Source organism: Hyphococcus lacteus, assembly GCF_041058985.1.
In the GTDB taxonomy this organism is placed as follows: domain Bacteria; phylum Pseudomonadota; class Alphaproteobacteria; order Caulobacterales; family Parvularculaceae; genus Hyphococcus; species Hyphococcus lacteus.
In genome coordinates this window covers 985434-1008788 of the sequence record NZ_JBEHZE010000001.1, presented here as the reverse complement: position 1 = coordinate 1008788, position 23355 = coordinate 985434, and the positions used below count along the sequence as shown (strand labels likewise).

The 23355-nt window shown below is 53.6% G+C and carries 22 protein-coding genes; 9 read left to right on the top strand and 13 right to left on the bottom strand.

Translation table 11 applies throughout. The annotated features are described in order from the left end of the window. Nucleotides 1-200 precede the first annotated feature (200 nt). Nucleotides 201-1841, top strand: a complete 1641-nt coding sequence (locus ABFZ84_RS04895) for a SulP family inorganic anion transporter (protein WP_369312813.1) — start codon at nucleotides 201-203, stop codon at nucleotides 1839-1841. Between the two features lie 155 nt (nucleotides 1842-1996). Here the strand turns inward: ABFZ84_RS04895 and ABFZ84_RS04890 are convergent, their stop codons facing one another. Together ABFZ84_RS04890 and ABFZ84_RS04885 are read right to left on the bottom strand one after the other, a co-directional pair. Beyond that, a complete protein-coding gene (locus ABFZ84_RS04890) occupies nucleotides 1997-4006 on the bottom strand; it encodes a TonB-dependent receptor plug domain-containing protein (RefSeq protein WP_369312811.1) in 2010 nt (669 codons plus the stop codon). 69 nt (nucleotides 4007-4075) lie between these two features. Then, nucleotides 4076-4423, bottom strand: a complete 348-nt coding sequence (locus tag ABFZ84_RS04885; RefSeq protein ID WP_369312810.1) for a hypothetical protein — start codon at nucleotides 4421-4423, stop codon at nucleotides 4076-4078. A gap of 105 nt (nucleotides 4424-4528) precedes the next feature. On the opposite strand from ABFZ84_RS04885, the gene ABFZ84_RS04880 reads away from it, so the two are divergent. After that, entirely contained in the window at nucleotides 4529-5632 is a 1104-nt protein-coding gene (locus tag ABFZ84_RS04880; RefSeq protein ID WP_369312809.1) for a hypothetical protein, read from the top strand. A gap of 89 nt (nucleotides 5633-5721) precedes the next feature. Then, nucleotides 5722-7482 carry a HEAT repeat domain-containing protein gene (locus tag ABFZ84_RS04875; RefSeq protein ID WP_369312808.1) on the top strand — a complete coding sequence of 587 codons (1761 nt, stop codon included), beginning with the start codon at nucleotides 5722-5724 and terminating at the stop codon, nucleotides 7480-7482. 69 nt (nucleotides 7483-7551) lie between these two features. Here ABFZ84_RS04875 and trpB read toward each other — a convergent pair whose 3' ends face one another. From trpB to ABFZ84_RS04850, 5 genes are all read right to left on the bottom strand, one after another. Further along, the gene (trpB, locus tag ABFZ84_RS04870) at nucleotides 7552-8808 is read right to left on the bottom strand and encodes a tryptophan synthase subunit beta (RefSeq protein WP_369312807.1); all 1257 of its coding nucleotides are present in this window, start codon (nucleotides 8806-8808) and stop codon (nucleotides 7552-7554) included. Nucleotides 8809-8879: 71 nt separating this feature from the next. Continuing rightward, nucleotides 8880-9491: a histidine phosphatase family protein gene (locus tag ABFZ84_RS04865; protein WP_369312806.1), complete on the bottom strand. Its 612-nt coding sequence runs from the start codon at nucleotides 9489-9491 to the stop codon at nucleotides 8880-8882. A gap of 33 nt (nucleotides 9492-9524) precedes the next feature. Then, nucleotides 9525-10202: a phosphoribosylanthranilate isomerase gene (locus ABFZ84_RS04860; RefSeq protein ID WP_369312805.1), complete on the bottom strand. Its 678-nt coding sequence runs from the start codon at nucleotides 10200-10202 to the stop codon at nucleotides 9525-9527. 24 nt (nucleotides 10203-10226) lie between these two features. Continuing rightward, the gene (locus ABFZ84_RS04855) at nucleotides 10227-10598 is read right to left on the bottom strand and encodes a LapA family protein (protein WP_369312804.1); all 372 of its coding nucleotides are present in this window, start codon (nucleotides 10596-10598) and stop codon (nucleotides 10227-10229) included. 63 nt (nucleotides 10599-10661) lie between these two features. Continuing rightward, nucleotides 10662-10991, bottom strand: coding sequence for an integration host factor subunit beta (locus ABFZ84_RS04850; RefSeq protein ID WP_369312803.1), 330 nt, complete (start codon nucleotides 10989-10991; stop codon nucleotides 10662-10664). Between the two features lie 202 nt (nucleotides 10992-11193). Between ABFZ84_RS04850 and ABFZ84_RS04845 the strand changes: the two genes are divergently transcribed. The 5 genes from ABFZ84_RS04845 to ABFZ84_RS04825 all read left to right on the top strand — a co-directional run bounded on the left by ABFZ84_RS04845 (nucleotide 11194) and on the right by ABFZ84_RS04825 (nucleotide 16105). Further along, the gene (locus ABFZ84_RS04845; protein ID WP_369312802.1) at nucleotides 11194-11973 is read left to right on the top strand and encodes a class I SAM-dependent methyltransferase; all 780 of its coding nucleotides are present in this window, start codon (nucleotides 11194-11196) and stop codon (nucleotides 11971-11973) included. A 9-nt stretch (nucleotides 11974-11982) separates the two neighbouring features. Further along, a complete protein-coding gene (gene ubiB / locus ABFZ84_RS04840; protein ID WP_369312801.1) occupies nucleotides 11983-13548 on the top strand; it encodes a 2-polyprenylphenol 6-hydroxylase in 1566 nt (521 codons plus the stop codon). A gap of 90 nt (nucleotides 13549-13638) precedes the next feature. After that, nucleotides 13639-14874, top strand: a complete 1236-nt coding sequence (gene coaBC / locus ABFZ84_RS04835; protein ID WP_369312800.1) for a bifunctional phosphopantothenoylcysteine decarboxylase/phosphopantothenate--cysteine ligase CoaBC — start codon at nucleotides 13639-13641, stop codon at nucleotides 14872-14874. Nucleotides 14875-15226: 352 nt separating this feature from the next. Next, nucleotides 15227-15634 carry a hypothetical protein gene (locus tag ABFZ84_RS04830; protein ID WP_369312799.1) on the top strand — a complete coding sequence of 136 codons (408 nt, stop codon included), beginning with the start codon at nucleotides 15227-15229 and terminating at the stop codon, nucleotides 15632-15634. 45 nt (nucleotides 15635-15679) lie between these two features. Continuing rightward, nucleotides 15680-16105, top strand: a complete 426-nt coding sequence (locus ABFZ84_RS04825) for a hypothetical protein (RefSeq protein ID WP_369312798.1) — start codon at nucleotides 15680-15682, stop codon at nucleotides 16103-16105. A 252-nt stretch (nucleotides 16106-16357) separates the two neighbouring features. Here ABFZ84_RS04825 and ABFZ84_RS04820 read toward each other — a convergent pair whose 3' ends face one another. Genes ABFZ84_RS04820 through ABFZ84_RS04810 form a run of 3 tightly spaced genes read right to left on the bottom strand, consistent with a single transcriptional unit; the run spans nucleotide 16358 to nucleotide 18973 of the window. Beyond that, nucleotides 16358-17044 (bottom strand): RluA family pseudouridine synthase, encoded by a 687-nt coding sequence (locus tag ABFZ84_RS04820; RefSeq protein ID WP_369312797.1) that lies wholly within the window; start codon nucleotides 17042-17044, stop codon nucleotides 16358-16360. Continuing rightward, a complete protein-coding gene (locus ABFZ84_RS04815) occupies nucleotides 17038-17550 on the bottom strand; it encodes an RNA pyrophosphohydrolase (protein WP_369312796.1) in 513 nt (170 codons plus the stop codon). Before ABFZ84_RS04815 ends, ABFZ84_RS04820 begins: the two co-directional genes overlap by 7 nt. Nucleotides 17551-17605: 55 nt before the next feature. After that, the gene (locus ABFZ84_RS04810; RefSeq protein ID WP_369312795.1) at nucleotides 17606-18973 is read right to left on the bottom strand and encodes a divergent polysaccharide deacetylase family protein; all 1368 of its coding nucleotides are present in this window, start codon (nucleotides 18971-18973) and stop codon (nucleotides 17606-17608) included. 208 nt (nucleotides 18974-19181) lie between these two features. On the opposite strand from ABFZ84_RS04810, the gene ABFZ84_RS04805 reads away from it, so the two are divergent. Further along, the gene (locus ABFZ84_RS04805) at nucleotides 19182-20093 is read left to right on the top strand and encodes a DMT family transporter (RefSeq protein ID WP_369314541.1); all 912 of its coding nucleotides are present in this window, start codon (nucleotides 19182-19184) and stop codon (nucleotides 20091-20093) included. 54 nt (nucleotides 20094-20147) lie between these two features. Here ABFZ84_RS04805 and ABFZ84_RS04800 read toward each other — a convergent pair whose 3' ends face one another. The 3 genes from ABFZ84_RS04800 to rlmH are packed head-to-tail and all read right to left on the bottom strand — an operon-like array spanning nucleotide 20148 to nucleotide 23337. Next, nucleotides 20148-21608: a S41 family peptidase gene (locus ABFZ84_RS04800; protein ID WP_369312794.1), complete on the bottom strand. Its 1461-nt coding sequence runs from the start codon at nucleotides 21606-21608 to the stop codon at nucleotides 20148-20150. 26 nt (nucleotides 21609-21634) lie between these two features. Continuing rightward, nucleotides 21635-22858, bottom strand: a complete 1224-nt coding sequence (locus ABFZ84_RS04795; protein WP_369312793.1) for a murein hydrolase activator EnvC family protein — start codon at nucleotides 22856-22858, stop codon at nucleotides 21635-21637. Beyond that, on the bottom strand, nucleotides 22855-23337 hold the full coding sequence (gene rlmH / locus ABFZ84_RS04790) for a 23S rRNA (pseudouridine(1915)-N(3))-methyltransferase RlmH (RefSeq protein WP_369312792.1): 483 nt from the start codon (nucleotides 23335-23337) through the stop codon (nucleotides 22855-22857). Before rlmH ends, ABFZ84_RS04795 begins: the two co-directional genes overlap by 4 nt. Nucleotides 23338-23355: the final 18 nt, after the last annotated feature.

The window sequence follows — 23355 nt, the reverse complement described above, 5'->3', positions numbered from 1 at the left end:
CGCCCAGAAACACCAAATGCACGCCTGTCGCTATTGTGAGCTTGGATATTCACTTTTCCGGGCGGTTGCCTGCTTTTCCCTACAAAATTCCGGGGTTTCTGAAGCAAAATGTGAGAATTCCTGACTTGTTTATTGCGTCGCAGCATAAACGCCCTATGAAGGGGCTTCCACAATCATCACAAAAAGAAACGGGCCTGCTCGTGACGAAAACAACCCTCGCCGCGTTCGCAGAACGCCTGACACGCCAAGACTGGAACAATTCCAGCTTTGCCAAATTCACCCCAAACCGCATCAAGATTGAAGTTTTGGCTGGCCTGACCGTCGCCCTCGCTTTGGTGCCTGAGGCCGTTGCGTTTGCGTTTGTGGCCCATGTTCACCCGCTGGTCGGGCTATACGCCGCTTTTATTGTTGGCTTGATCACCGCCCTGTTTGGCGGTCGGCCCGGCATGATTTCGGGCGCAACAGGCGCGCTGGCCGTGGTCATGGTGGCGCTGGTCGCCCAACACGGCGTCGAATATTTGTTCGCCACGGTGGTGTTGATGGGCATCCTTCAATTACTCGCGGGGATTTTCCGCCTCGGCAAATTTATCCGCCTAGTACCGCATCCGGTCATGCTCGGCTTTGTGAATGGCCTTGCCATCGTCATCTTTCTTGCCCAGCTGAGTCAGTTTCAAGTTCCCGGCACCGCAGAAGGCGGCGGCCACGGCATTGGCGGCTCTGGTGAGTGGATGACCGGTGCACCACTTTATATGATGCTCGGCCTTGTGGCGTTGACCATGGCGATCATCTGGGGCGTTCCGAAAATCACCAAAGTCATTCCGGCACCGCTCGCAGGCATTGGCATTGTCGCCGCCATCGTCATCGGTTTTGGATTGGATGTCCCGCGCGTTGGCGATCTCGCATCGATCCAGGGCAGTCTGCCACCATTCCACATTCCGGCGGTGCCGCTTAATCTCGAAACGCTGGAAATCATCATTCCCTATGCATTTATTTTGGCCGCGATCGGCCTGATCGAAAGCCTTTTGACCCTTAATCTCGTGGGCGAAATAACCAATAAGCGCGGCGGCGCATCACAGGAATGTTTGGCCCAAGGTGCGGCCAATGTTGTGACTGGCTTTTTCGGCGGCATGGGTGGTTGCGCGATGATTGGTCAGTCGATGATCAACGTAAAATCTGGCGGCCGCACGCGACTTTCTGGCCTTTCGGCGGCGCTGTTCCTTTTGGCATTCATCCTTGTGGGGTCGAGCCTGATTGAACAGATCCCGCTGGCGGCGCTTGTGGGCGTGATGTTCATGGTCGTCATCGGCACGTTTGCTTGGCAGTCCTTGCGGATCATGCGGCGTATCCCGCTGACCGACGCCTTTGTCATCGTGCTCGTCACGATCGTCACTGTGATGCACGACCTTGCGGTCGCGGTTGTGGTCGGGGTTATCGTCTCGGCGCTGGCCTATGCGTGGAACAACGCAAAGCGAATTCATGCCATCACCCGCGAAAGCCACACCGAAGCGGGCGCAAAAGTTTATGAACTTGAAGGGCCGCTGTTTTTTGGTTCAACCGATGGCTTCACCGAGCTATTCACCCCCGAAAGCGATCCTGATGTTGTCATCGTCGATTTCATGCGCTCACGCGTTGTCGACCAATCGGCGCTGCAAGCCATCGAAGACATGGCCGCGAAATATGAGACCCTCGGCAAGACTTTGCGCCTTCGGCATCTGACCCGTGATTGCCATAATTTGTTGAAACGCGCAGGGCAGCTAGTGGTCGATTCAAACGACGACCCAGAATATGAACTGGCCGTCGATTACGACGTCCGTACAGGGATCTTTGGCGGCGGGCATTAACGGTCCGGCGCAGCCGTCGCTGAGAATATACATTTGTCGGCGTTGCGCCGCATTTGATGCATGCGCAGGAATTGGTTTCCGTCCATTTCCTGCGCTTTATTCACATGGTTACATCCCAGCACTAGGCTGAAATAGCAGTCTATTGTGTTGGAGACTTAAAAGCGTATTCGCGCGCCGCCATTAACAACGAACCCGTCATTCCTAGACCAGATATTTGTTGTCCATTGCCCATCCGGTGCTCGCATCGGTAATACCAAGGGATCTTCTTTTGTTTGGCGAACATTGAGCAAATTCTCCAGATTGATGAAATAACTCATCCGGCCCATGGTGATCTCTCCGAGAAGCCCCAAATGCCAATAGGGCTCACTTTGCTCCCGATACGGATTACCATAAAGGCTCTGCTCGCCAGTATAATAGGCTTCAAACCCCAAACGACCTTTGCCATGCTGTTCCCACATCGCGACGAACCCCGCTGAGTGTTTCGGCGTAAGTTCTATCTCGCGTCGCCCACCAAGCGGGTCGTCTTCGGTGGCATCGACAAAGAGATAGCTCCCCGTAAGCTTAATGTCGTTCCACACATAGCGCAGCAAAAGCTCTGATCCGCGGATGCGGGTTTCGCCCTCTGCATTGACGAGGCGCACCCGGTCCAATTCGCCGCCGGGCATGGATGCGAATGACTGTAGCTCAGTCACACCTTCAACATTTGACCCAAACACGCTGACATTGGCCTCGATCGGCCCGCGTCGGTAGCCAACGTCAAAAGATGCTGTTTCCGCGACTTCTTCATCAAGGTTTTCAAGCGGCGAGAGGCGTGAAAGCCCAGCCGCCTCGATGTCCTCAACAAAGGGCGTTGGCGCAAAATACCCACGCCCATAAGCGCCCCGGATCGTAAAATCGCCGGGCTTATAAAGCACCGATACACGCGGGCTAAACTGCGTGCCGAATTCGCTATGATCATCGACCCGACCACTAAGTGAGACGGACAATAAATCGGTGATATCGTAATCTGCCTGTGCGAATATTCCCGGTACGTCATAGGTATAATTAAATTCCGAAAATGTATCAGACGAAAAGACATCTGCCTGGTATGCCGCGCCAATTACCCAACCGATATCCCACAAATCACCCGTGAGAGATGCCTCGGCCAGATAACTTTCATGACGATCATCTTCGAGCACCGTGCCAAAGAGGTGCTCGTGATCTTGCACCATGGCTGACCCACGAAATTTCAAGGTCAGCGTATCCGTCAATGGCGCGCTGGCTATTGAACCAATATCAATTCGGGTTGTGTCTTGATTTTGCGGAAAGGCCGTACCGTCCGGAACAGTGGCACCAGCCAACGTTCCACCCTCGCGCTGTTCGGTCATGAACCCGATGGTCGTGTAGAGGCTGGCCCCGCTTGCCCCTTCCCAGAACAGGCGCGGACGGACGCTTACACGCTCGTGGAAAGGCATGTCGATCCAACCGTCATCGTCAAAGTCCTGAGCCGATTGGCGGTGCGCCCCTGCGGTCAGCGACACGGACAAATCGTCCGTAACAGGTGTTTCAAAATATCCAGTAACGTCCTGCCCGTTCTCGGTGGTTAAGTTCACGAGCAAATCGCCAGAGGCTTCGTCGCCCGGACGGCGCGACACAAGATTGATAACCCCGCCGAGCGCCGAACCACCATAAAATGAAGAGGCCGCGCCTTTGATCACCTCGACCTGACCAAGATCCGTTGGCGGAATCTGAAGCAATCCGATAGAAGCTGCTTGGCCACCATAAAGCGGCATTCCATCGCTCAACAGCTGTGTGTAACGGCCATAAAGCCCCTGCAATCTAATATTCGCCGCGCCGAGTGCGGGGGATGTGGTCTGTATCCTAACGCCGCCGATTTCAGCAACCAACATAGAGATATTGCCCGGTCGCATCAGCGCTTTTTCTTCAATTTCTTCGGCTGTTACCACTTCAACCCGAACGGGTTCATTATTAACGGCCCGCCCCGATCGCGTGGCGGTGACGACGACCACATCGGCGGCCTCTGAATGCTCGTCGTGTTCATCATCAGCGTGATGATCTTGGCGTGTGGCGTCGGAAAGTTGGTGCTCTTCTTCTGCCCATGCGTTGCTTAAACTAACGCTGGAAATGGCGAATCCGATCGCCGATAGGCGCAGTAACCCTGACATACTGGATAGTCCTCTTAAAACGGTCTGAATGAATGTTTGTTCGGCGCATGGTGCGCCGGTCGAAATCATTCAACCGCGCGGAGGCCGAAAGGGACCGTCAGGCGACAATGCGGCCACCCTGCCTAAGAATCCGGGGCGGTACTTTATGAATAACGCCAGAGACAATTCGGGTTCATAGCCCCGAAAGAAAACGTGGACGCTGCAAATGCTACAACAAGCGGCGAGAAATTCATCACCGTCGAGCGCTGAATGATCCATCTGGCTAGCGCCAGCAGAATGCGCAATATCATTGGCAAAACCGCAATCCCGCGCACAGGCAACCGGTGCCAAAAGCATGGCCAATGCGGCCAAACCAATAACAAGCATACCGCTGATCGTTTTTAGCGTTTCCACCCACATATCACAGGTCGCTAGCATGGTTGGACCGCGATGAGAACTAGACTGATGCGCGCACGCTAGGGGATCGCGGGTTTTCACAATGCCTTTCTCGCGCTATTGTATAGTTTGGCGGAGGGGGTGCAAATGCGAAATATTCTTACAGTATTGTTTTTGTTAGTTACCTTAACAGTTTTCGGTTTATTACCCCGTCCCCTCATCAAACCCGACTGGAGAACTTCCTACAACGCCGCGATAGTATCGGATGATTGCGAAGCTATTGAACGAGCTGTTGAATTACTATTTATCGTCGGCTTGGACGTAGAAGGACATACCGAGACGTACAACAATCACAAGGCCGGAAGATGCAAATACGCAAACCTTTCGGAACAAGAGGTCAAGATTGCGCAGGCACTTGGACATTTTGATGGAAAGCGTTATGACCAAAATTTCGTATGGCGCAGCTCTCACACATCACCGTTTGGGAAGTTTTATCAAGTTTATAAGCGCAAAAAACATCCATCGAACAAGATTGTTATAGAGCATGAACGGCAAATGATACGTACACGTCTTAGCTGTTCTGATAAGGTGAGGCCCATAGCGAACGGTTTTCCCAACTACTCGTTGTTTAAATTTGCCCTCAACAATCCAACAGTTTCTAACGAGACGGTCGCCGCTATAGCCAGCAAACAAAGAGCGGCATGCGCCAAAAAAATTGTCGCTGACCTTGAAATCATTACAAGCGCAGCAACGACTCCGGGAGAATATGTATCGATAATTCGGTACCTTTGGACGGCCTATGTTATTGCGGAGCAATCCCCCGAACTCGGTCCTGTGATTGACTTAATCGCAGAGTCAATCCCAGACGAAGCGTACACCCTTGCCGGCTTCACTAAACAAGACTCAGTTCCTACATCAATATGCCCTACTTGGTATGCTGATCGTGTTCTTAAAGCGGCAATTAACTGCGCTCTTCGCGCCAGCACCAGCGCCGGGGCAGACGCAGCAATAAATGCAGTCTACTATTCCCGAAGGGCTAAACGTTTAGGGTGGCATGACATCAGCCAAATAGAAGGTAATGCTGCAAACCAAATCAGCGCTGAATGCCGCGATGCCATAATTCAAATTGAAGAAAAAGAAGCGGCTGGCACCGCTGACCCTAGCGCCTTTCGAAAATTAGACTGGCCCATAAACTCAGGCGAGGTCTGTGGACCCGTGGACGATAAATCGTCTGAAATTTCAGCACAGTGATTCAATCAACTGACTGGTCAATTTGCGAAAAACTGAATTGCGCGCATTCGAATACGCGAAATCGTAATCAATTCTAAATCGGGGGGAGAATGAAAAAGTTATTTTGTCTTTTCTTTTGCACGGTTCTCATTTCTGCGAACGCGTGGGCACAAGATCGAGCCACACTTATGCAGGATTGTCTGTCGATAAGTGATTGTCTCGAGAAAATAGAACAAACGTTGCCAATAAAAGACAACGGCCGGATTTTCGGTGATGAACGTCAAATAGCCACTGTTTTGAAGGCGCGCTTTGGCAGACAAGCCCGTGATGAGCTCCTGAAAAGAGCCGTCGGCGACCATGGCGGTTGGAGAAATTTTACAGGGGGAGTGCTTAGATATTGGGGCGACTGGTCCGAAGATGATGTACCGATATTGAAACAAGCCCTAGAGCTGAATCCAGGCGGGTCGATTGCGCATGTACTCGCCGAAATCGGATCAGATGAAGCGATAGCAGCGTTATTCGATGACCTCATTCGATCCGGCGGAGCAAACCAAACTGGGTTTGCTCTGCGTAATCTTGGCCCTGAGGTGCTCAACTATGCCTTGCCCGCGCTTTCTGCGCCCAGTTATGACGATTTACCTGAGGATGCACCCTACACGGAGGGGTGGCGTGCAGTAGCAAGTCTAATTGGAAGCTTTGGCTCGCGGTCAACATTCATTGCTGACGATTGGATTGCTGTAGCGAACAAGAGAAAGGCAACAAATTCGGAACGAATAGCGGCTTTACGCGGTCTTGCAGCAATGAATGGGTATTTGGGTAATAAGGGTGCCGCACTGCGTCGCCTATTACGCAGTCGCAATCGAGAAATTGCCAACCAAACATACATAACGCTTGTTAGCACCTACGACCCAACGGTTGCTCGACGTTTCGCAGAGACTTGCAGGCCATCCAGTGATAAGTGGGATGAGTTTGCTTTTTCATCGTTTGACTGCCTAAGCCAGCTTTCCGATTTCGGTTCGAACGCTAGAGATGCAGGCGATTTAATCCTCCCTTTTCTCAACGTCTCGAACAAGATTGAACAACTCTATGCGATTGAAGCGTTAGGATTAATTGGCTACGAACCGGCAATTCCCGAAATCGAAAAACGTTTGGAATCACCGGATTGGCGGTTCGCCTATGCATCAGTAAGAGCATTGGCTCAGATGAATTCGAAGTCCTCTGTCCCCAAAATCGAATTGGCCCTGCACGATCATTGGCTTCCGGAGTTAAACAATTACGCCATCCAAGCTGTCAGATTGCTTATCAAAAACCATCCATATTCTGAAACAATGTTCGACCCTAGGCACTTTCAATTTCACAAAGCGTTTGGAAACTACACCCTACCTTACGATGTAAGCGATGAATGTAAGCGGCAGGTATGGGTTTATGGGGACGAGCACATCACATTTGAACAACGGGATCGAAATAACCGAAACGTAATTCCATTCGCGGACGGCGAACTGGTCGGAACCGACCAAGGCGAATTCGGCGGCAATCTTACATGGAAATCAAACGATGGCAGCGAAGTCATTTTAGTGAATGACAACACGATTGATATATTCCCAATCGACGGCGGCCTCATCTCCATCCACGGCCTCAGCCATATGACATTTAGTTACGGATATGCCGCATATGTAACACGCGAGGACGACGGATCGTTTAGCGCCGAAGAAATCGCCCGGTTCCCAGGGGCAGCTTATCGTGTAGCGCAACTTAGCGACGGCATGTTTGCGGCCGAAGCCGAAGGTCGTGTGGTAATTTTTTCAAAAGACGGCATCCAAGATATGGCTTATTGCGATTGGAGTGCTGGTCCGGACGACCCATTAAATTGATTTACGGCTGGATTCCGAAAATCGATGCCAGACATGAATGAACGCCCTCAGTTTTTGCACCGCCCCCCCCTACTCCGCGCCCAGCGCGTCCATCACTGAGAAGATATCTTTGTCGCCGCGGCCACACATATTCAGCAACAGAATCTGATCGCGGTCCATTTCCTGCGCTTTGTCGATGGCGCGGGCCAGCGCATGGGACGGCTCAAGCGCGGGGATGATCCCTTCCAACTTCGCACAGAGCTGAAACGCGTCGAGGGCCTCTTGGTCGGTGGCGGAGATATAATTCACCCGGCCTGTTTCATGAAGCCATGAATGTTCGGGGCCGATTCCCGGATAGTCGAGGCCAGCGGAGATTGAATGGGCGTCCTGGATCTGGCCATCCTCATCCTGAAGAAGGTATGTCCGGTTTCCGTGGAGTATGCCCGGACGCCCGCCAGAGAGGGACGCCGCATGTTGATCGGTATCAACGCCGTGGCCCGCCGCTTCGACGCCGATGATTTCAACATCCTTGTCGTCGAGATAGGGGTGGAACAGACCAATCGCATTTGAGCCGCCACCGATACAAGCCATGATCGCGTCGGGAAGTCTGCCCTCGGCCTCGACCATTTGCTCTTTGGATTCGTAACCAATTACCGATTGGAAATCACGCACCAGTTCAGGGTATGGGTGCGGCCCGGCGGCCGTACCGATAATGTAGAAAGTTGAATCCACATTTGTTACCCAGTCGCGCAAAGCGTCATTCATGGCGTCTTTCAGGGTCCCGCGGCCTGAGGTCACAGGTACGATCTCTGCGCCCAAGAGCTTCATCCGAAAGACATTTGGCTTTTGCCGCTCGACGTCGGTTGCGCCCATATAGACAACACAGGGCAGACCGAACCGGGCACAGACCGTCGCCGTCGCAACGCCATGTTGACCGGCCCCGGTTTCGGCGATGATCCGAGTCTTACCCATGCGGCGCGCCAGCAAAATCTGGCCCATGCAATTGTTGATTTTATGCGCGCCGGTGTGGTTCAGCTCGTCGCGCTTGAGATAGATTTTTGCACCTTTTTTACCGGTAGTGCCTGACTTTTCGTCGGCCATACCGCGGCAATACTCGGTTAACCGTTCCGCATAATAGAGCGGCGACGGGCGCCCCACATAATGCTTGAGGTAGTAGTCAAGTTCAGTCCGAAACGCGGGGTCAGACTTGGCGTGGCCATACTCTTTTTCGAGGGCCAGCACGAGCGGCATTAGCGTTTCAGCGACGAAGCGGCCACCGAACTTGCCAAAGCGGCCTTCGGCATCGGGGCCTGTGCGATAGGAATTGGGTTGTTGGTTATCGGTCACGCGTTTGCACTCACTTATCTGACCCATTGGATGGGCCGCATTTCGTGCCACACATAACCCCCAAGGGAAATTTATTCTACTGCGACCGATGGTTGCCCGGGCGCATTGATCAAATCAATCCGCGCATAGACTCGCCAGTCAGACGGATCGATCACATAGATCACCCCCGACGGCACTTCATCTTCGCTATCGCGCTTGGTCGCCCCATAGAGTGGTGCAATGTTGGAATGGCTCGCGAGGATGATGTTGCCGCTTGCGCCATCTAACTCTTGGGTCACTTTTGCTTTGAACGCCGCAATCTCGGTCGGGTCCGTCGAAACCTGAGCGTGGCTCATCTCGACGGGTGCGCCAGCGGCCGCCAGGGCTGCGGTATCCCATGACCGGCACATCGGGCTGGTATAGGCCTTTTGGATCGGCACATCGTGATCGCGCAAAACCTCGCCTAAGCCCCTCGCCTGATAGAACCCGAGCGCATCAAGCCCGCGCCCCTCACCCAGCGTACAGCCAGCCGACAAACCAAGAGCCGCTTTTTGGCCCGACGGCGAATTGGCATGACGCATCACCAAGACATAACCGCCATTTTGAAGCACATTGAAAACAGTGTCCGTCGGCCGCGGTGCGCGATCAACACCGGTTACACATCCCGCAAGCACGAAAAATGCTGCACATACTAACCGCAACATAAACAACCCTCCCCCTTAGTCGTATCGACTGCTCTATTTAGACCCTTTTGCAGCCGAAATAAATGACGCGATCAGATCCGCGGACTTGTTTCCCGGTGCGGTTTCAACGCCCGATGATACATCAACGCCGAGAAACCCGGAATGGTCTTTTTGCGACGCGACAGCGTCCGCCACATTGTCCGGCGACAACCCACCGGCCAACATAAACGGCGTCTCGCCCGTATAGCTTGAAATCGCGGTCCAATCGAAAGACACGCCATGACCGCCCGGCCGCCCAGCACCAGGGGGTGGTTTCGCATCAAACAGGATGATGTCGGTCGCGCCCTCAAACGCGCCCGCCTTTAAGACATCATCAGCCACCGATACCGGCAGCGCTTTGATGATCTCAACAGCGAATTCATCACCCAATTCCTTGCATCGTTCGGGGCTTTCATGGCCGTGAAATTGAAAATGGGTCAAAAGCGTCGGCGCTTCGGAGAGCTCTTTCTCGCCGGCGTCGACAAACAACCCAACCAATTTAGGCAGGGCAAAACCCTCTTCAAAACTGGCCTCTTTGAGGTCCAAAATGACCTCTTCGGCTTTTTCCGGCAGGATGAAACGCGGGCTTTTTCGGAAGAAAACAAAGCCCAGAAAGTCCGCACCAGCGCGGGCCGCCGCGAGCGCCGTATCAATATCTTTTACGCCGCAGATCTTAACTTGAGGGCCGCTCATAATTTCAGCTCACAAGACATATGTTCACAGTGATTTTGCTTCGAGTTTAGGGGGATCATCCGGATCGTTTTCATCCGGGGTTTTCGTGGCCGCCTCGGCCCGCGCGGTCATGACCGCTAATTCTTTTTTTAGGGTCTTGATTTCGCGTCGGTTGTCCCGCGCCTGCGCACGGGGCTCCCGGCCTGAAAGCCAGGTCCCTAGCGAACCGATCCCAAGGCCGACAAAAAGCATCAACATCAACCAGATCCAAAGAAACACAGGCGGAGTCGATAAAGCCGGATTATCGGGATTAAACGGATCGAGGCTAATGATCACGGGCGTCCGATTCGCCACCAGAAACAGAACCGCCACGATCAACACCGGCACCCAAATTAGACGGAAAAGCCACTTTTTCATGATCAAAGCCACTCAATCATGCTGCATGAATTCGCGATTACACCGCCGAACGTATATTGAGGTTTAATCACCGAATCCTTCGCTATCGAGCTTTGCGGCACCCGTAAAACGCCCTTCGCCATTTAAGCGATCACGCAATTCTTTGCCAGACTTGAAAAACGGTGCCCATTTTTCTTCGATATGCACGGCCTCGCCGCTGCGGGGATTGCGCCCCACACGTGCCGGGCGATGCTTAACAGAGAACGCACCAAAGCCCCGCAATTCAACACGATCACCGCGCGCTAACGCATCCGAGATTTCCTGAAACACGATCGAGACAATTCGCTCGATATCGCGGTGAAACAGGTTTGGGTTCTCGTCGGCGAGCTTTTGCACCAATTCCGACTTAATCATAGGCTGCCCCGATATTTTGCACCGTTTTTCGCGGTGGCCAAACCTCGCTATTGCACTGCACCCTCCCCATATGAGATCTGAAAATGGGCTTGGGCGGCAAGGATTCGAAAACACCGCTGAATTCAACCAGTTAACACTGTCAAAACAGACATGCGGCGTCAAGGCGCTTCTCTATGGCGGATCAAAGCATTAAGCGTTTTTTATGAATGAAGATCGCGACACAGAAACATCCTTTGGCTTTCGCACCGTAAAGACCGGCGACAAGGCCCGGTTGGTGCGCGGCGTGTTTGATAGCGTCGCATCAAAATATGACCTGATGAACGATCTGATGTCAGGGGGCGTCCACCGGATCTGGAAAGCCGTGTTGACTGATCGGCTAATGCCGCGCCCCGGCGAGCATCTTTTGGATGTCGCGGGTGGCACTGGCGACGTGGCCGCAGGATTTTTGAACCGCGCCGATACGCGGCCCGGTGCAGCAGGAAAACCACCGGCGACGGCAACGCTCTGTGATATCAATTTTGAAATGCTCAAAGCGGGCACAACACGCGATGACATGGCCACGCTTGACGGCCGAATTCATCGCGTGACTGGCGATGCCCAAAGCCTTCCGTTCCCGGATGGCTTTGCGGACGCTTATACGATTGCGTTTGGCATTCGAAATGTCACTGATATCGATGCGGCGCTACGTGATGCCTATCGGGTTTTAAAACCCGGTGGACGTTTCATGTGTCTTGAATTTTCGCATCCCATCACCGAGACGATGCAGAAAATTTACGACACCTATTCCTTCAATGTCATTCCGTGGCTTGGCGAGAAAGTGACCAATGACCGCGAGTCCTATCAATATCTTGTGGAATCGATCCGCCGGTTTCCGGGCCAAGAAGCCTTCGCGACGAAGATTAAAAACGCCGGTTTCTCGCGCGTGAAATATGAAAATCTGACCGGCGGAGTTGCCGCCATTCACTCCGGCTGGCGGGTATAAACGCATTCAATGATCACGGCACTGACAGATTATGCCCGCCTTGCCCGCGCCGGATGGACGCTCAGCCGCCACGATGCGCTGATTCCGCGCGAATACGCCCACCTTCTGCCACCGCCATTTCGTATGCTGGGCGCAATTTCACGTATCGGCGCAAAAGACAAAGACAAGCGCCCCGGCGAGCGCATGGCCAATGCGTTAGAGGTTTTAGGCCCTGCCTATGTGAAGCTCGGGCAGTTCATGGCAACGCGGCCCGACATTATTGGGTTTGAATTAGCCGCCGATCTTGGCCGCCTGCAAGATAAAATGCCGCCATTTTCTGATGCCGCTGCCCGCGCGGAAATTCAAAATGCATTCGGCAAACCCGCTGACGACCTATTCGCCAGTTTTTCTGCGCCTCTCGCTGCCGCATCAATCGCCCAAGCCCACAAAGCAACACTGGCCGATGGGCGCACCGTCGCCGTTAAAATACTCCGCCCACAAATTGAACGAAAAGCCGAACAGGAATTTCGCGCCTTTGGACGAGCGGCAAAGGCCATCCGCAAGATATCGCCAACGGCCCGCCGGATGGAGCCGGAAAAATTTATCGAGACCCTAAAGGCCGCCGCCGCCATTGAGCTTGACTTGCGGATGGAGGCTGGGGCCGCATCAGAGCTGGCGGAGAATTTGAAATCCGAGAGCGGAGTTCGGGTTCCCGAAGTGGAATGGCCACTGTCTGCGCGCCGGGTGTTGACCATTGAATGGATCGAGGGCACGCCGCTAGGCGATATCGCCGCTCTTGATAAGCGCGGCATAGACCGAAAAAAACTCGCATTGTTAGTTATTGACGTCTTTTTGAAACAAGCCCTTCAGATGGGTTTCTTTCACGCCGATATGCATCAGGGCAATTTGATCGTCGATGAACAAGGCCGATTGGCGTTGGTTGATTTTGGTATTATGGGCCGCCTGAGCGAAGAAACCCGCCGGGTTTTTGCCGAAATAATTTATGGCTTCATCACCCAAAATTATCAGCGCACGGCAGAAGTTCACTTCGATGCGGGCTATGTGGGCAATGGCCATTCGATTGATGCCTTTGCCCAGGCTCTTCGGGCCGTTGGTGAGCCGCTTCAGGGGCGTAATGCGGCGCAGGTTGATATGTCCCGCGTGTTGCAACAACTGTTTGATGTGACAGCGTTGTTCGATATGCATCTGCGGCCCGAGCTTGTTTTGCTGCAACGAACCATGGTCACCGTCGAAGGGGTTGCGCGTCTTCTCGATCCGGAGATTGACATGTGGGCGGCCGCGACCCCGGTCGTCAAACAATGCATTCAAGACGCTATCGGCCCCAAAGCCCACGCAGAGAAATTAAAAACCGCAACCACAAAGGCCATGGAAATTGCACCGCATTTACCGGGCTATATCGAGGCCATCGGCAAAGCCGCACAAAAAATCGCGGACGACCCCGACGGATTTTCGGGCGAACGCAACAAAGCACTAGAGACGACGCTGACCCGCCAAGGCCGCAAGACCCGCAGCGCATTATGGTTTGTGGGTGGCGCGGCGTTGCTGTTAGCGGCGGCGATATATTTCGGGTTTTAAGGACCCACAGAACTATCAGCCAGGCGTCACTTTGGCGTGCGCCGCCAGTGCGTGACTTTCTTATCTCAAAAGACTATCTATAGCGACGTTATGGACAAAAAAACAAAAAGCGTTCTTCTGATTATTGGTGGCGGCATTGCCGCGTATAAAAGTCTGGAGCTGATCCGCGAGCTTTCGAAACGGGGCATCGCGACGCGCGCGATCCTGACCCGCGCGGGGGCCGAATTTATTACGCCATTGTCTGTGTCATCGCTGACCGGCGAGAAATGTTTCTCGGAGCTTTTTGACCTGACCGACGAAGCAGAGATGGGCCATATCGAATTGTCGCGCTCGGCGGATATTGTCGTGGTCGCCCCGGCCACCGCCGATCTGATGGCGAAATGCGCCAATGGCCTCGCGAATGATCTGGCATCAACGACCCTATTGGCGACGGACAAGCCAGTGATGTTTGCGCCCGCCATGAACGTTAAAATGTGGGAACACGCGGCCACTCAGCGCAATTTTGAAACGCTCAAGAAGGACGGTGCCATGATTGTTGGCCCGACCGAGGGCGAGATGGCCTGTGGCGAGTTTGGCCCCGGCCGCATGGCAGAACCCGTCACCATCGCCGACCAGATCGAGGCCTTTTTCCTCAAAGACGCAGACGGACCGCTGGCCGGTAAGCGCATTTTGGTAACCGCTGGCCCCACGGTTGAGCCGATTGACCCGGTGCGTTACATCGCCAACCGATCATCGGGCAAACAGGGCTATGCGATTGCGGCTGCCCTGCGTAATCTGGGCGCGGATGTTATTTTGGTGACGGGCCCAACCCATGAACATATCCCCGCTGGAATCGAAACCAGTCGGGTTGATACCGCCCGAGAGATGATGACGGCCAGCCAAAGTGCACTGCCTGTTGATTGTGCAATTTTCTGTGCGGCGGTTGCCGATTATCGCCCGGCGATTGAAACCACCCACAAGATCAAAAAAGAACGTGGCGGCCTTACTGACCTTCCGCTTACGGAAAACCCCGACATTCTAAAGTCTATTGCTCAGCTAAAAGATGGCCGCCCGCAACTGGTAGTGGGTTTTGCGGCTGAGACCGATGATGTCTTGGGTCACGCCGAAGCCAAGATGAAACGCAAAGGCTGTGACTGGATCGTCGCCAATGATGTGTCACCGGGCGCGAGCTGCGCCATGGGCGGATCGCGTAACACCGTGATTTTGATCACGGATCAGGGCGACGAGACATGGCCGGAAATGTCGAAAGACGACGTGGCGCGCGGCCTTGCGGAGCGTATCGCCAAAACCCTCAGTAAACCGAAAATTGTCAAAGCCGCCGAGTAAACGTAACCCGCCGCTGTAAGTGCGGACCCCGACCCGCAATCCATGAACAACCGCCACCCGTTCAACACTTCGCGTTACCGCTGGATCCCGGGTCAAGCCCGGGATGACACCTGCGAATAGAGAACTCCTTCACTCTACGTATTGCAGCCTCGCTCAATGCGCACCCCGCCACACCGTCATTGCGCCCTGAAAGCCATGCACCAAACTCGCCGCACCGTCATTGCGGGCTCCGACCCGCAATCCATTTGCACACGCGGCACCAGACATAATAGAAATTACCTATTGAATACTGCCAAGAGTACTTCAAGAATAGAAACAGTAAGGAATAATTCTCAGGGGTATTTCGTCAACAATGTCCAATGACCAAAAAAGCGAAAACACTACACGCGAGTTTTTGTGTGGTGTAATCGTGAGCTTTGTTTTTATTTTTCTTATAAGTGGTTTTGCTTATTGCGAAAGGCAAGCCAATCAACGCGCTCATGCCGCAAAAGAATATTCTGGCCAAGTACCCAGCACAGATACCAATAATCTTTATTCGAACTACCTCCTCCAAGCACAACAAGATGTAGCTTTATGGAACTACGCAATGTTTATTGTTGCGTTGGGGGCTTTAGGTGTAACGGTAGTAGGTATCTATTTTATTGCAAGAACACTTGATGCAACGCTAGCGGCAGTTACTCAGGCAAAAAAAGCGACCCGGGCCGCGAACGACGCGGTCGCGGTAACGCGAGAAATTGGTGAGGCGCAGTCTCGAGCGTAGATCAGTGTAACGAGCGGAGAAGCGGAACTTGATCGAAATCTCCCCATGCATCTCACTATTCGAATGAATATCCAAAATACCGGAAACTCCCCCGCAGCCAACGTTACTATTTTCGCTGAAGCTTGTTTTGAGGACCACGTGGAGCCGGACGGTGTATATCGATTTAAAGCGGAGAAACTCGAAGTTGATGAAGTTGGCGGTAAAATTAGTTACCCAAGAGAATTGAACATAATGGAATTCGACATTGGAAAACTGGATCCGCTACTCGATAATCAAGGCAATATCGGAATCCACGGCAGGATAGAATATCGCCACGTTTTTATGAGTAGCCAAGATGAGCCCATCGTCACAACGTTCGCGCTCAGCGGACTTATCGATGAAAAAAGAGCAAAATGGAGCAAAAACATCGTTGTTACACCACTAAACACTTGCAGTCACACTCGATGGAAAAAGAACAACAACACAACATAAATTGCCAGTTTTATTCTCCTGTTTATGCGACGCTCACTCTAAATCCCGCATTTGGTGGATAGATATCCCCGTCCGTTCTGGTGGGCTTAAGGTGGTGCTGCGTTGAGATGTGACCAAAGACACCCCGCGCCGGCCCCATAACGGGCGGCGCTAGCATGAAAATCTTGAGGTTCTTTCGGCGCCAGAATTGGGGGCTTTTTGCCTGCCGGTTCCGGCTCTTTGATATTGTGAAATTTGGTGGCGGCGGCGCTTTTATAAGCCCAGCTTTTCGAGTGCTGTCGCCATGGCGTCGGGAGGTGTTGCCTCGACCATGATGGGGTCTTTGTTCTTTGAGATCGGAACGATGATTCTTCGAGCGTGGAGCATCATCGGTTGCGCCCGTTGATCCGGGGCCTGATCACCATATTGCGGATCGCCGATGATGGGCGCGCCAATAGCGTTTAGATGCACACGGATTTGATGGGTGCGGCCAGTTTTGGGTTTTGCCTCTATCAGTGCAACGTCACCCGCCCGGCCAACCACGCGATAGGTAGTGACGGCACGCTGGCCATCATCAGCAATTTCGACACGCCAACCACTGCCCCTCGTTTGTTTTTTTAGCGGTTTGTCGATCGTGCCCGACAGTTTTTCGGGGATGCCTTTGGTCAGCGCCCAATAGGTTTTGTCGATCTGACCTTCGGCAAAAAGCCGGTGTAATTTGCGCAAGGCTTTTGGGTGACGACCCAACACAAGACAACCCGATGTATCACGATCAAGACGGTGGGCCAGTGCCGGTTGACGCGGCAGTCCAAAACGCAGGGCGTCGAAATAATTCTCGAGGTTATCGCCGCCCGATGGCCCAGCATGAACCGGCAGGCCCGCAGGTTTGTCGATGATCAGTATCAACCCATCGCGATAAAGCAGTCGGTCGAGCAAAAAATCGGCGGCGTAAATCACCATTTTGCCGAGCGGATAAAGTCGCGCAAGGGGACAAGGCCCGCGATCAAGTCATGATAGACATGGCGTTTGAACGGGACGATCAATTCGGGGGCTTCTTCTAGTTCGCCCCAACGCCAATCGTCGAACTCCTGCTCATCATCGGCACACAAATCAACTTCTGTATCGCTGCCTTCGAACAGCATCGCGGCCCATTTTTGACGTTGGCCCTTCCAGTTTTTCTTTTTGTACTCAGGCGGGAAACGATAGGCGAGCCAGCCGGGGGTCACGGTCAATAGTCGCGCAGAAGTAACACCGGTTTCTTCTTTCAGCTCGCGATAGGCCGCCGCTACGATTTCTTCGTCGGCGTCGATACCACCTTGGGGCATTTGCCAGCGAAATTTCTCTGGGGTTTCGCCAAGATCCGCAAAGTCGCCAACACGCCGCCCATACCAGACGCGTCCGTCGCGGTTAAACAGAACCACACCCACATTGGGGCGAAACTTTTTGAAGAGGTCTTTTTGACTCACAAGCTCACTCGTAAACTTTGCTGCGCAGCAAGCCATTCGCCGCGTCAGCCCACCCTTAGCGGGCTACGGCGCTTGTCTGCAATAGGGCCGATGCGGGCGCGGGCGTTATTCCCTTGCGCGGCAAGGTGCGGCTCCACTCGACGACTTCGTCAATCGTGGTCGCATAAGCATAGGTCTTGCCGATGGCGCGGCCATCCTGTTCGGCGATGTGTTCAAGCATGGCCAGTTCGCGTTTGACTTTGGCGCGGTCATCATCGGTGGCCGCAGCCGGGATCATCCGCGAGACGGTCGTCATGGGCAGACCAAGCCCGATGCCGTGTTGTTTCGCAGCACCGGTGTCATCAATATAGCCAACTCCTGCGTCTTTGAGTTTTTTGAGGACCGGCGCGAGCGACGCATTATCGGCAGTGAATTTCGCACCCATATAATTTGTCGCCGCGAAATAACCACCAAAGCGCGACATCAACCAATCCATACGCTGAAGGTTTTCTTGGGGCGTGCGCGAGGTCAACAGGGCAGCCGCCCCCAATGCCTGTTGATTGCCGCCATACCCCTCCATGGGGAGTTCGATTAAGACTTCGTGACCAGCATTGCGGGCTTTCTGTGTCCAGAATTCAAGGTCTTTTGCATAAGGCGCAAATGACAACGAAACCTCTGGCGGAAGGTCATCTATCGCCCGTTCAGTGATCGCGGAGTTCAGCCCCAGCCCGCCAATAATCAGCGCGACTTTTGGCTCGCGGCTCGATCCATCGAATGACCGCGCATAATATTTTACGGCGCGGCGGCCATCAGGTGAGATTTTTGGAATCTGTCCAAGCGCTGTTGTTTGTAACAACGCATCATCAGCATTGGGGATAGGTTGTACGGCCGGTGATAGCGACGCCATCTGGGCGCTGGTCGCCGGTTTATCTTTGCCCGGAATAGTGATGACGATCCCGTCACCGGAATAGATTTCATCGCCGTCAATATGCTCTTCGCTATTGTCATAACCCTCGTCGAACATCTCGTTCTCGCCGGGATAAATTAGCGTCAGGGAATTGTCTTCGTCGTGACCGAAAGCGGCTTCGGCAGGATCACCGCCGAGCATGTCAACGGCTTCTGGCGTGCTGCCATCACGAAGCGCAGGGCCATTATTGTTGGATACTGCATTGTTGGATGCGGGGGGTGTTGGAATCGGGTTTTCACGATGGACCTGCGCGACCCGCGCAAAGGTCTCGATCTCTTCGACCGGAAGCGCCACCCGCGCCACACCACCGCCATTCATCGCGTCACGCGCGACAACACCAGCCACAGTGACCGTAATCATGAACGCGCCAAGCCACGCCCAAGTCAGGCGGCTAAAGACCGGTCGTCTTAATCGTCGGCGGCGTTGCATTCTGTTCCAACCCATTTGCCGCGCCCCTAACAATGGCCAGGGGTTCATGCGCGACGTCTCAATCTCGGACAAATTACGAAAAATAGGGTTAACCAATAGAAAACGGACGCGGCCAAAGGCCGGAAATTCGCTGGCAGCTTCGGATTAATGGCAAGAATTACTGCGCAACGCGTCAATTCGGCCCCTCGCTCTGGGCGCCGGATTGGGTCTCAATAACACTGAAATATTCGGCCCACCGGCCAAAAGTCATATTGGAATTCATGTGAATAGTGAAAACGACGACCACCGCCGGGCGAATTTAATAGGCGGATTGTGGATGATCGGCTCCATGGCGGCCTTTGCGTTTGAAGACGTATTCGTCAAGGCCTCATCAAAAGCACTGCCCATCAGCCAGATCCTCATGATCTTTGGGTTTGGCGGCGCGATTGTTTTTGCGTGCACAGCGTTGATCAACAAAGAGCCATTATTTGTGCGCGATGTATTCTCTCCGCCAATGCGCGTGCGCGCAGTCTTTGAAATTGGTGGACGGCTATTTTATGTGCTCGCGATTTCGCTGTCGCCGTTATCGGCAGCAACGGTTATTCTACAGGCAACGCCGCTCGTGGTTGTCGCCGGTGCTGCGCTGATCTTTGGTGAAAAAGTCGGCTGGCGACGATGGACAGCCATTTTTATCGGACTGATCGGGGTTGTTGTGATTATTCGTCCGGGTGCCGATAGCTTTTCGTTTTTGTCTATTCTCGCCGTCATCGGCATGATCGGGTTCGCGGGCAGGGACCTTGCGAGCCGCGCCGCACCGAAAACTTTAAGTACCGCTATTCTCGGGCTCTATGGGTTTATCTCGGTGGTAATTGCGGGTGGGCTTTTCACGTTTTGGGAACGTAAACCGTTTGTTTTGCCCGACACGAATATCGCATTGGTGCTTGTGGGTTCTATTATCGCCGGGGTCACCGGATATACTTGTTTGATGAAGGCCATGCGCACGGGCGAAGTTTCTGCCGTGACACCATTCCGGTATTCGCGGCTACTCTTTGGTATCGCTTGCGGCGTGCTGCTGTTTGGTGAGACGCTGAATGTTACGATGTTCATCGGCTCTGGGCTGATTGTGATCTCTGGTCTCTTCATTGTCTCGCGCAGTAAGAAAATCAAAATTCCGAACGACCCTACATAAAAAAGCCGAGGGCACTTGTGTGCCCTCGGCTTTTCATTTTATCGCTCAGAGCGACTAATCAATACGCGCTGCACCGGCATGGGCCAGAGCCTGTTTATACGCCGTAGCATCAGCAAGTATTTCTAACGCCCGTTCTAGCTGACAATCGCGTGGTGTCTCGCCATCTTCTTTGAAGGGGCACATGACCGGCTCAACCGCTGGGCCTGTTTTTCCATCTGCGTCAGCGACTGATTTTTCGCTCTCTAGCTCTTCAACCGTCGCGTCAGAAACATCGGATTCGGCCGCAAGCGCGCCGGGCAAGTCACTTTCTGATGGCCGTTCGGCCACTTTTTCCTGACCAGGATAAATCACTGGCATTTCGATATCTGGATCAATGCCCATCGCCTGAATAGAGCGCCCTGATGGCGTGAAATATTTCGACGTGGTCAAACGAAGCGCACCTTGAAGGCCGTTTTGAAGCGGAATGACCGTCTGCACAGAGCCTTTACCAAATGACTGCGTACCGAGAAGCAATGCACGATTGCGATCTTGAAGCGCACCCGCCACAATCTCAGACGCAGAGGCCGACCCACCATTAATCAGTACAACAATCGGCTTGCCGTTAAACTTGTCGCCGGGGGTGCCCATTTCGCGCATAGAATCCCGCGCACGACGGCCCCGTGTTGAAACGATCTCGCCACCACTCAAAAACTGATCAGAAATTGCCACCGCTTGATCAAGCAAGCCGCCGGGGTTTGAACGCAAATCAAGCACCAAACCCTTAGCGCCGCCGGGAATTTCTTTATCAAACTTTTTAAGCGCTTTTTCCAACCCGGCATCAGCTTGCTCACTAAAGGTTGCGATACGGACATAACCGAAATCGCCCTCTATGCGCGACACAACTGACTGTACCGTGACGATGTCACGAACAATGGTCAGGTCAAAAGGCTCTTTTTCGCGATCACGCACAACGGCAATATCGACCTTGGTGCCTTTTTTCCCTTTGAGTTTGGAAATCGCTTCATCAATCGACATGCCCATAACATCTTCGCCGTCGATTTTAACAATAAGGTCTTTGGCGATAATGCCTGCACGTTGCGCCGGTGTATCATCAATCGGCGCTACAATTTTGAGGTAGCCTTTGTCAGGGCCTTCATTTTCCATGATGACCTGAATGCCGAGACCCGCAAACGACCCACGGGTCTGTTCCTGCATGGTTTTATAATCATCAGCGGAAAGGTAATTAGAATGCGGATCGAGCGTGTCGAGCATCCCATCAATCGCGCCTTTGATCAGATCCGCATCAACGGGATCAGAGACGTAATTCTCGTGAACCTGCTCAAAGACTTCGCCGAACAAATCAAGCTGGCGAAAAGTATCCGCCGAAATTGACGCCCGCGCAAAGACAGCGCTGGAAAGCGCGCCGAACACAAGCGCACCACCGCAAGCCGCCATAATAAGCGCGCCGCCGGAATAGCGCTTGCCGCTTTTGTGAGACTTTAATGACCTGACGGCTGGTTTGGGGCTTTGTTTCATCCGTTCATACACCTTATTTTGTCCGGCTACGGTGCCAGACCTTCCATACTTTTACGCGAGAGCCACAACACAGGGTTAACAGGCTCTCCATCTTTTCGGATCTCAAGATCCAATTCTGTGCCCCCACTGGTCATTTCGGCGATCGGCTCCCCTGCCGCAATATATTGGTCTTCCTCGACTAAAATACGCCCAACGCCACCTAACAATATATGGTAGCCCTCGCCTACGTCCAGAACGATCATATTCCCAACGGGCTGCCATTCCATGGCAAAAACGACCCTACCCTCAAATGGTGCGGTCACAATCGCCTGATCGCGCGCTGCAAATCTGATTCCTTCGAAAACACCGCCCTCGGGCCTTGGTTTCCCATATTGACCCGTTAACCGGCCTGCGACTGGGGGCCGCAGCGCCCCTTTTGCCTTACCAAACGCTTTTGCGGCCACAAATGGCTCAGGTGACGCTTGTTTAATACTTGGCGGAATGGGCTTTGGCGTGTCATCGACAGGGCTTTTCTTAGGCGGTGCCGGTTTGACCCTAGGCGTGATCGAGTGGGCGAGACGCGTCAAACGATCAATCATTTCGCGCAATGTCGTCGCTTGAGCGGCAATACGGGCGGTCTCGCGCTGGGCAGATGCCGCGAGCGCCGCAGCCACATCCCGCTCCTGTTCTTTTTGCGCCATCAAATCCGAGAGGATATCGCGCCGCGCCCCCAGCTCTTTATTCGTAATCGCGAGGCTCGCCCGGTCGCGGTCGAGCTCTTCTGCCAATGCCGAAAGGCGCTCGACCGCCGCGCGCAACCGTGCGGCGCGCGCCTCAACCTCTGGTGCTGCATCGGAGAGCAACATCGCCGCCCGCGCCGCTTTGTTGGCATCCTCGGGCGTCACCAACAAGGCGGGGGGTCGAGACAACTCCAGCGACTGAAGCGCCGCCAGAACTTCGCTCAGGTTTTTGCTTTCGGCCTGTAGGGCAATTTCGGCCTCGGCCTTTTCTTCTTCAAGCGACGCTATCGACTCTTCGAGATCCGCAATCTTGCGTTCGGCCTCTTGCAGTGAGTTGGCGGTTTCAATCAATCGGGTACGCAGCGCGGCCACTTCTTTTTGTTTAGCGGCGACTTCGTTGCGCAAACGCTTTTCCTCGCCTGCATGCTCTTTTAGTTTGCGCTCGACCTCTTCAAGTTCGCCCGCATCAACCTGCGCCGCCGCAGAGAGCGGACAAAGCAACAGTGCCACAACAAAAAGGTGTTTTTTCATGAGCGATGATAAGGGTGGCCGGACAGGATCGTCATTGCCCTATATATTTGCTCTGTCAGCATCGCCCTGACAAGCATGTGCGGCCAAGTTGCGGCCCCAAATGAGATAGACCGAACCGCACGCGCCTTTATTTCTTTCCCGTGACCATCCGCACCGCCGATCAGAAATGCTACATCACCGGTGCCTTGATCGCGCATTTGCCCCAAAAGTTGCGCCAGTTTTTTGCTCGAAATATTTTCCCCGCGCTCATCCAGCACAATGATTTGCGCCCCATCGGGAATGGCTTTTAACAACAAAGTGCCTTCGCGCTGTTTTAGCGCGTCGCCAGACAAAGCCTTTGGGGCATCCGCTTCGGCGAGGGTTACATCGCCAAAGCCGATCCGCCGTCCCATTGATTTGCATCGGGAAAGATAGTCATCGACCAGCGCCGTTTCGGGACCGCCGCGCTTTTTACCAATGGCGGCGATCACAATTCGCATAAGTCGTTACTGCCTACT

What these genes read in the sequence shown, in the direction of transcription:
- ABFZ84_RS04890 (WP_369312811.1), bottom strand. Translation starts at nt 4,006, where the DNA reads ATGTCAGGGTTACTGCGCCTATCGGCGATCGGATTCGCCATTTCCAGC.
- ABFZ84_RS04885 (WP_369312810.1), bottom strand. Translation starts at nt 4,423, where the DNA reads ATGCTAGCGACCTGTGATATGTGGGTGGAAACGCTAAAAACGATCAGC.
- ABFZ84_RS04880 (WP_369312809.1), top strand. Translation starts at nt 4,529, where the DNA reads ATGCGAAATATTCTTACAGTATTGTTTTTGTTAGTTACCTTAACAGTT.
- ABFZ84_RS04875 (WP_369312808.1), top strand. Translation starts at nt 5,722, where the DNA reads ATGAAAAAGTTATTTTGTCTTTTCTTTTGCACGGTTCTCATTTCTGCG.
- ABFZ84_RS04865 (WP_369312806.1), bottom strand. Translation starts at nt 9,491, where the DNA reads ATGTTGCGGTTAGTATGTGCAGCATTTTTCGTGCTTGCGGGATGTGTA.
- ABFZ84_RS04860 (WP_369312805.1), bottom strand. Translation starts at nt 10,202, where the DNA reads ATGAGCGGCCCTCAAGTTAAGATCTGCGGCGTAAAAGATATTGATACG.
- ABFZ84_RS04855 (WP_369312804.1), bottom strand. Translation starts at nt 10,598, where the DNA reads ATGAAAAAGTGGCTTTTCCGTCTAATTTGGGTGCCGGTGTTGATCGTG.
- ABFZ84_RS04850 (WP_369312803.1), bottom strand. Translation starts at nt 10,991, where the DNA reads ATGATTAAGTCGGAATTGGTGCAAAAGCTCGCCGACGAGAACCCAAAC.
- ABFZ84_RS04845 (WP_369312802.1), top strand. Translation starts at nt 11,194, where the DNA reads ATGAATGAAGATCGCGACACAGAAACATCCTTTGGCTTTCGCACCGTA.
- ubiB (WP_369312801.1), top strand. Translation starts at nt 11,983, where the DNA reads ATGATCACGGCACTGACAGATTATGCCCGCCTTGCCCGCGCCGGATGG.
- coaBC (WP_369312800.1), top strand. Translation starts at nt 13,639, where the DNA reads ATGGACAAAAAAACAAAAAGCGTTCTTCTGATTATTGGTGGCGGCATT.
- ABFZ84_RS04830 (WP_369312799.1), top strand. Translation starts at nt 15,227, where the DNA reads ATGTCCAATGACCAAAAAAGCGAAAACACTACACGCGAGTTTTTGTGT.
- ABFZ84_RS04825 (WP_369312798.1), top strand. Translation starts at nt 15,680, where the DNA reads ATGCATCTCACTATTCGAATGAATATCCAAAATACCGGAAACTCCCCC.
- ABFZ84_RS04820 (WP_369312797.1), bottom strand. Translation starts at nt 17,044, where the DNA reads ATGGTGATTTACGCCGCCGATTTTTTGCTCGACCGACTGCTTTATCGC.
- ABFZ84_RS04810 (WP_369312795.1), bottom strand. Translation starts at nt 18,973, where the DNA reads ATGAACCCCTGGCCATTGTTAGGGGCGCGGCAAATGGGTTGGAACAGA.
- ABFZ84_RS04800 (WP_369312794.1), bottom strand. Translation starts at nt 21,608, where the DNA reads ATGAAACAAAGCCCCAAACCAGCCGTCAGGTCATTAAAGTCTCACAAA.
- ABFZ84_RS04795 (WP_369312793.1), bottom strand. Translation starts at nt 22,858, where the DNA reads ATGAAAAAACACCTTTTTGTTGTGGCACTGTTGCTTTGTCCGCTCTCT.
- rlmH (WP_369312792.1), bottom strand. Translation starts at nt 23,337, where the DNA reads ATGCGAATTGTGATCGCCGCCATTGGTAAAAAGCGCGGCGGTCCCGAA.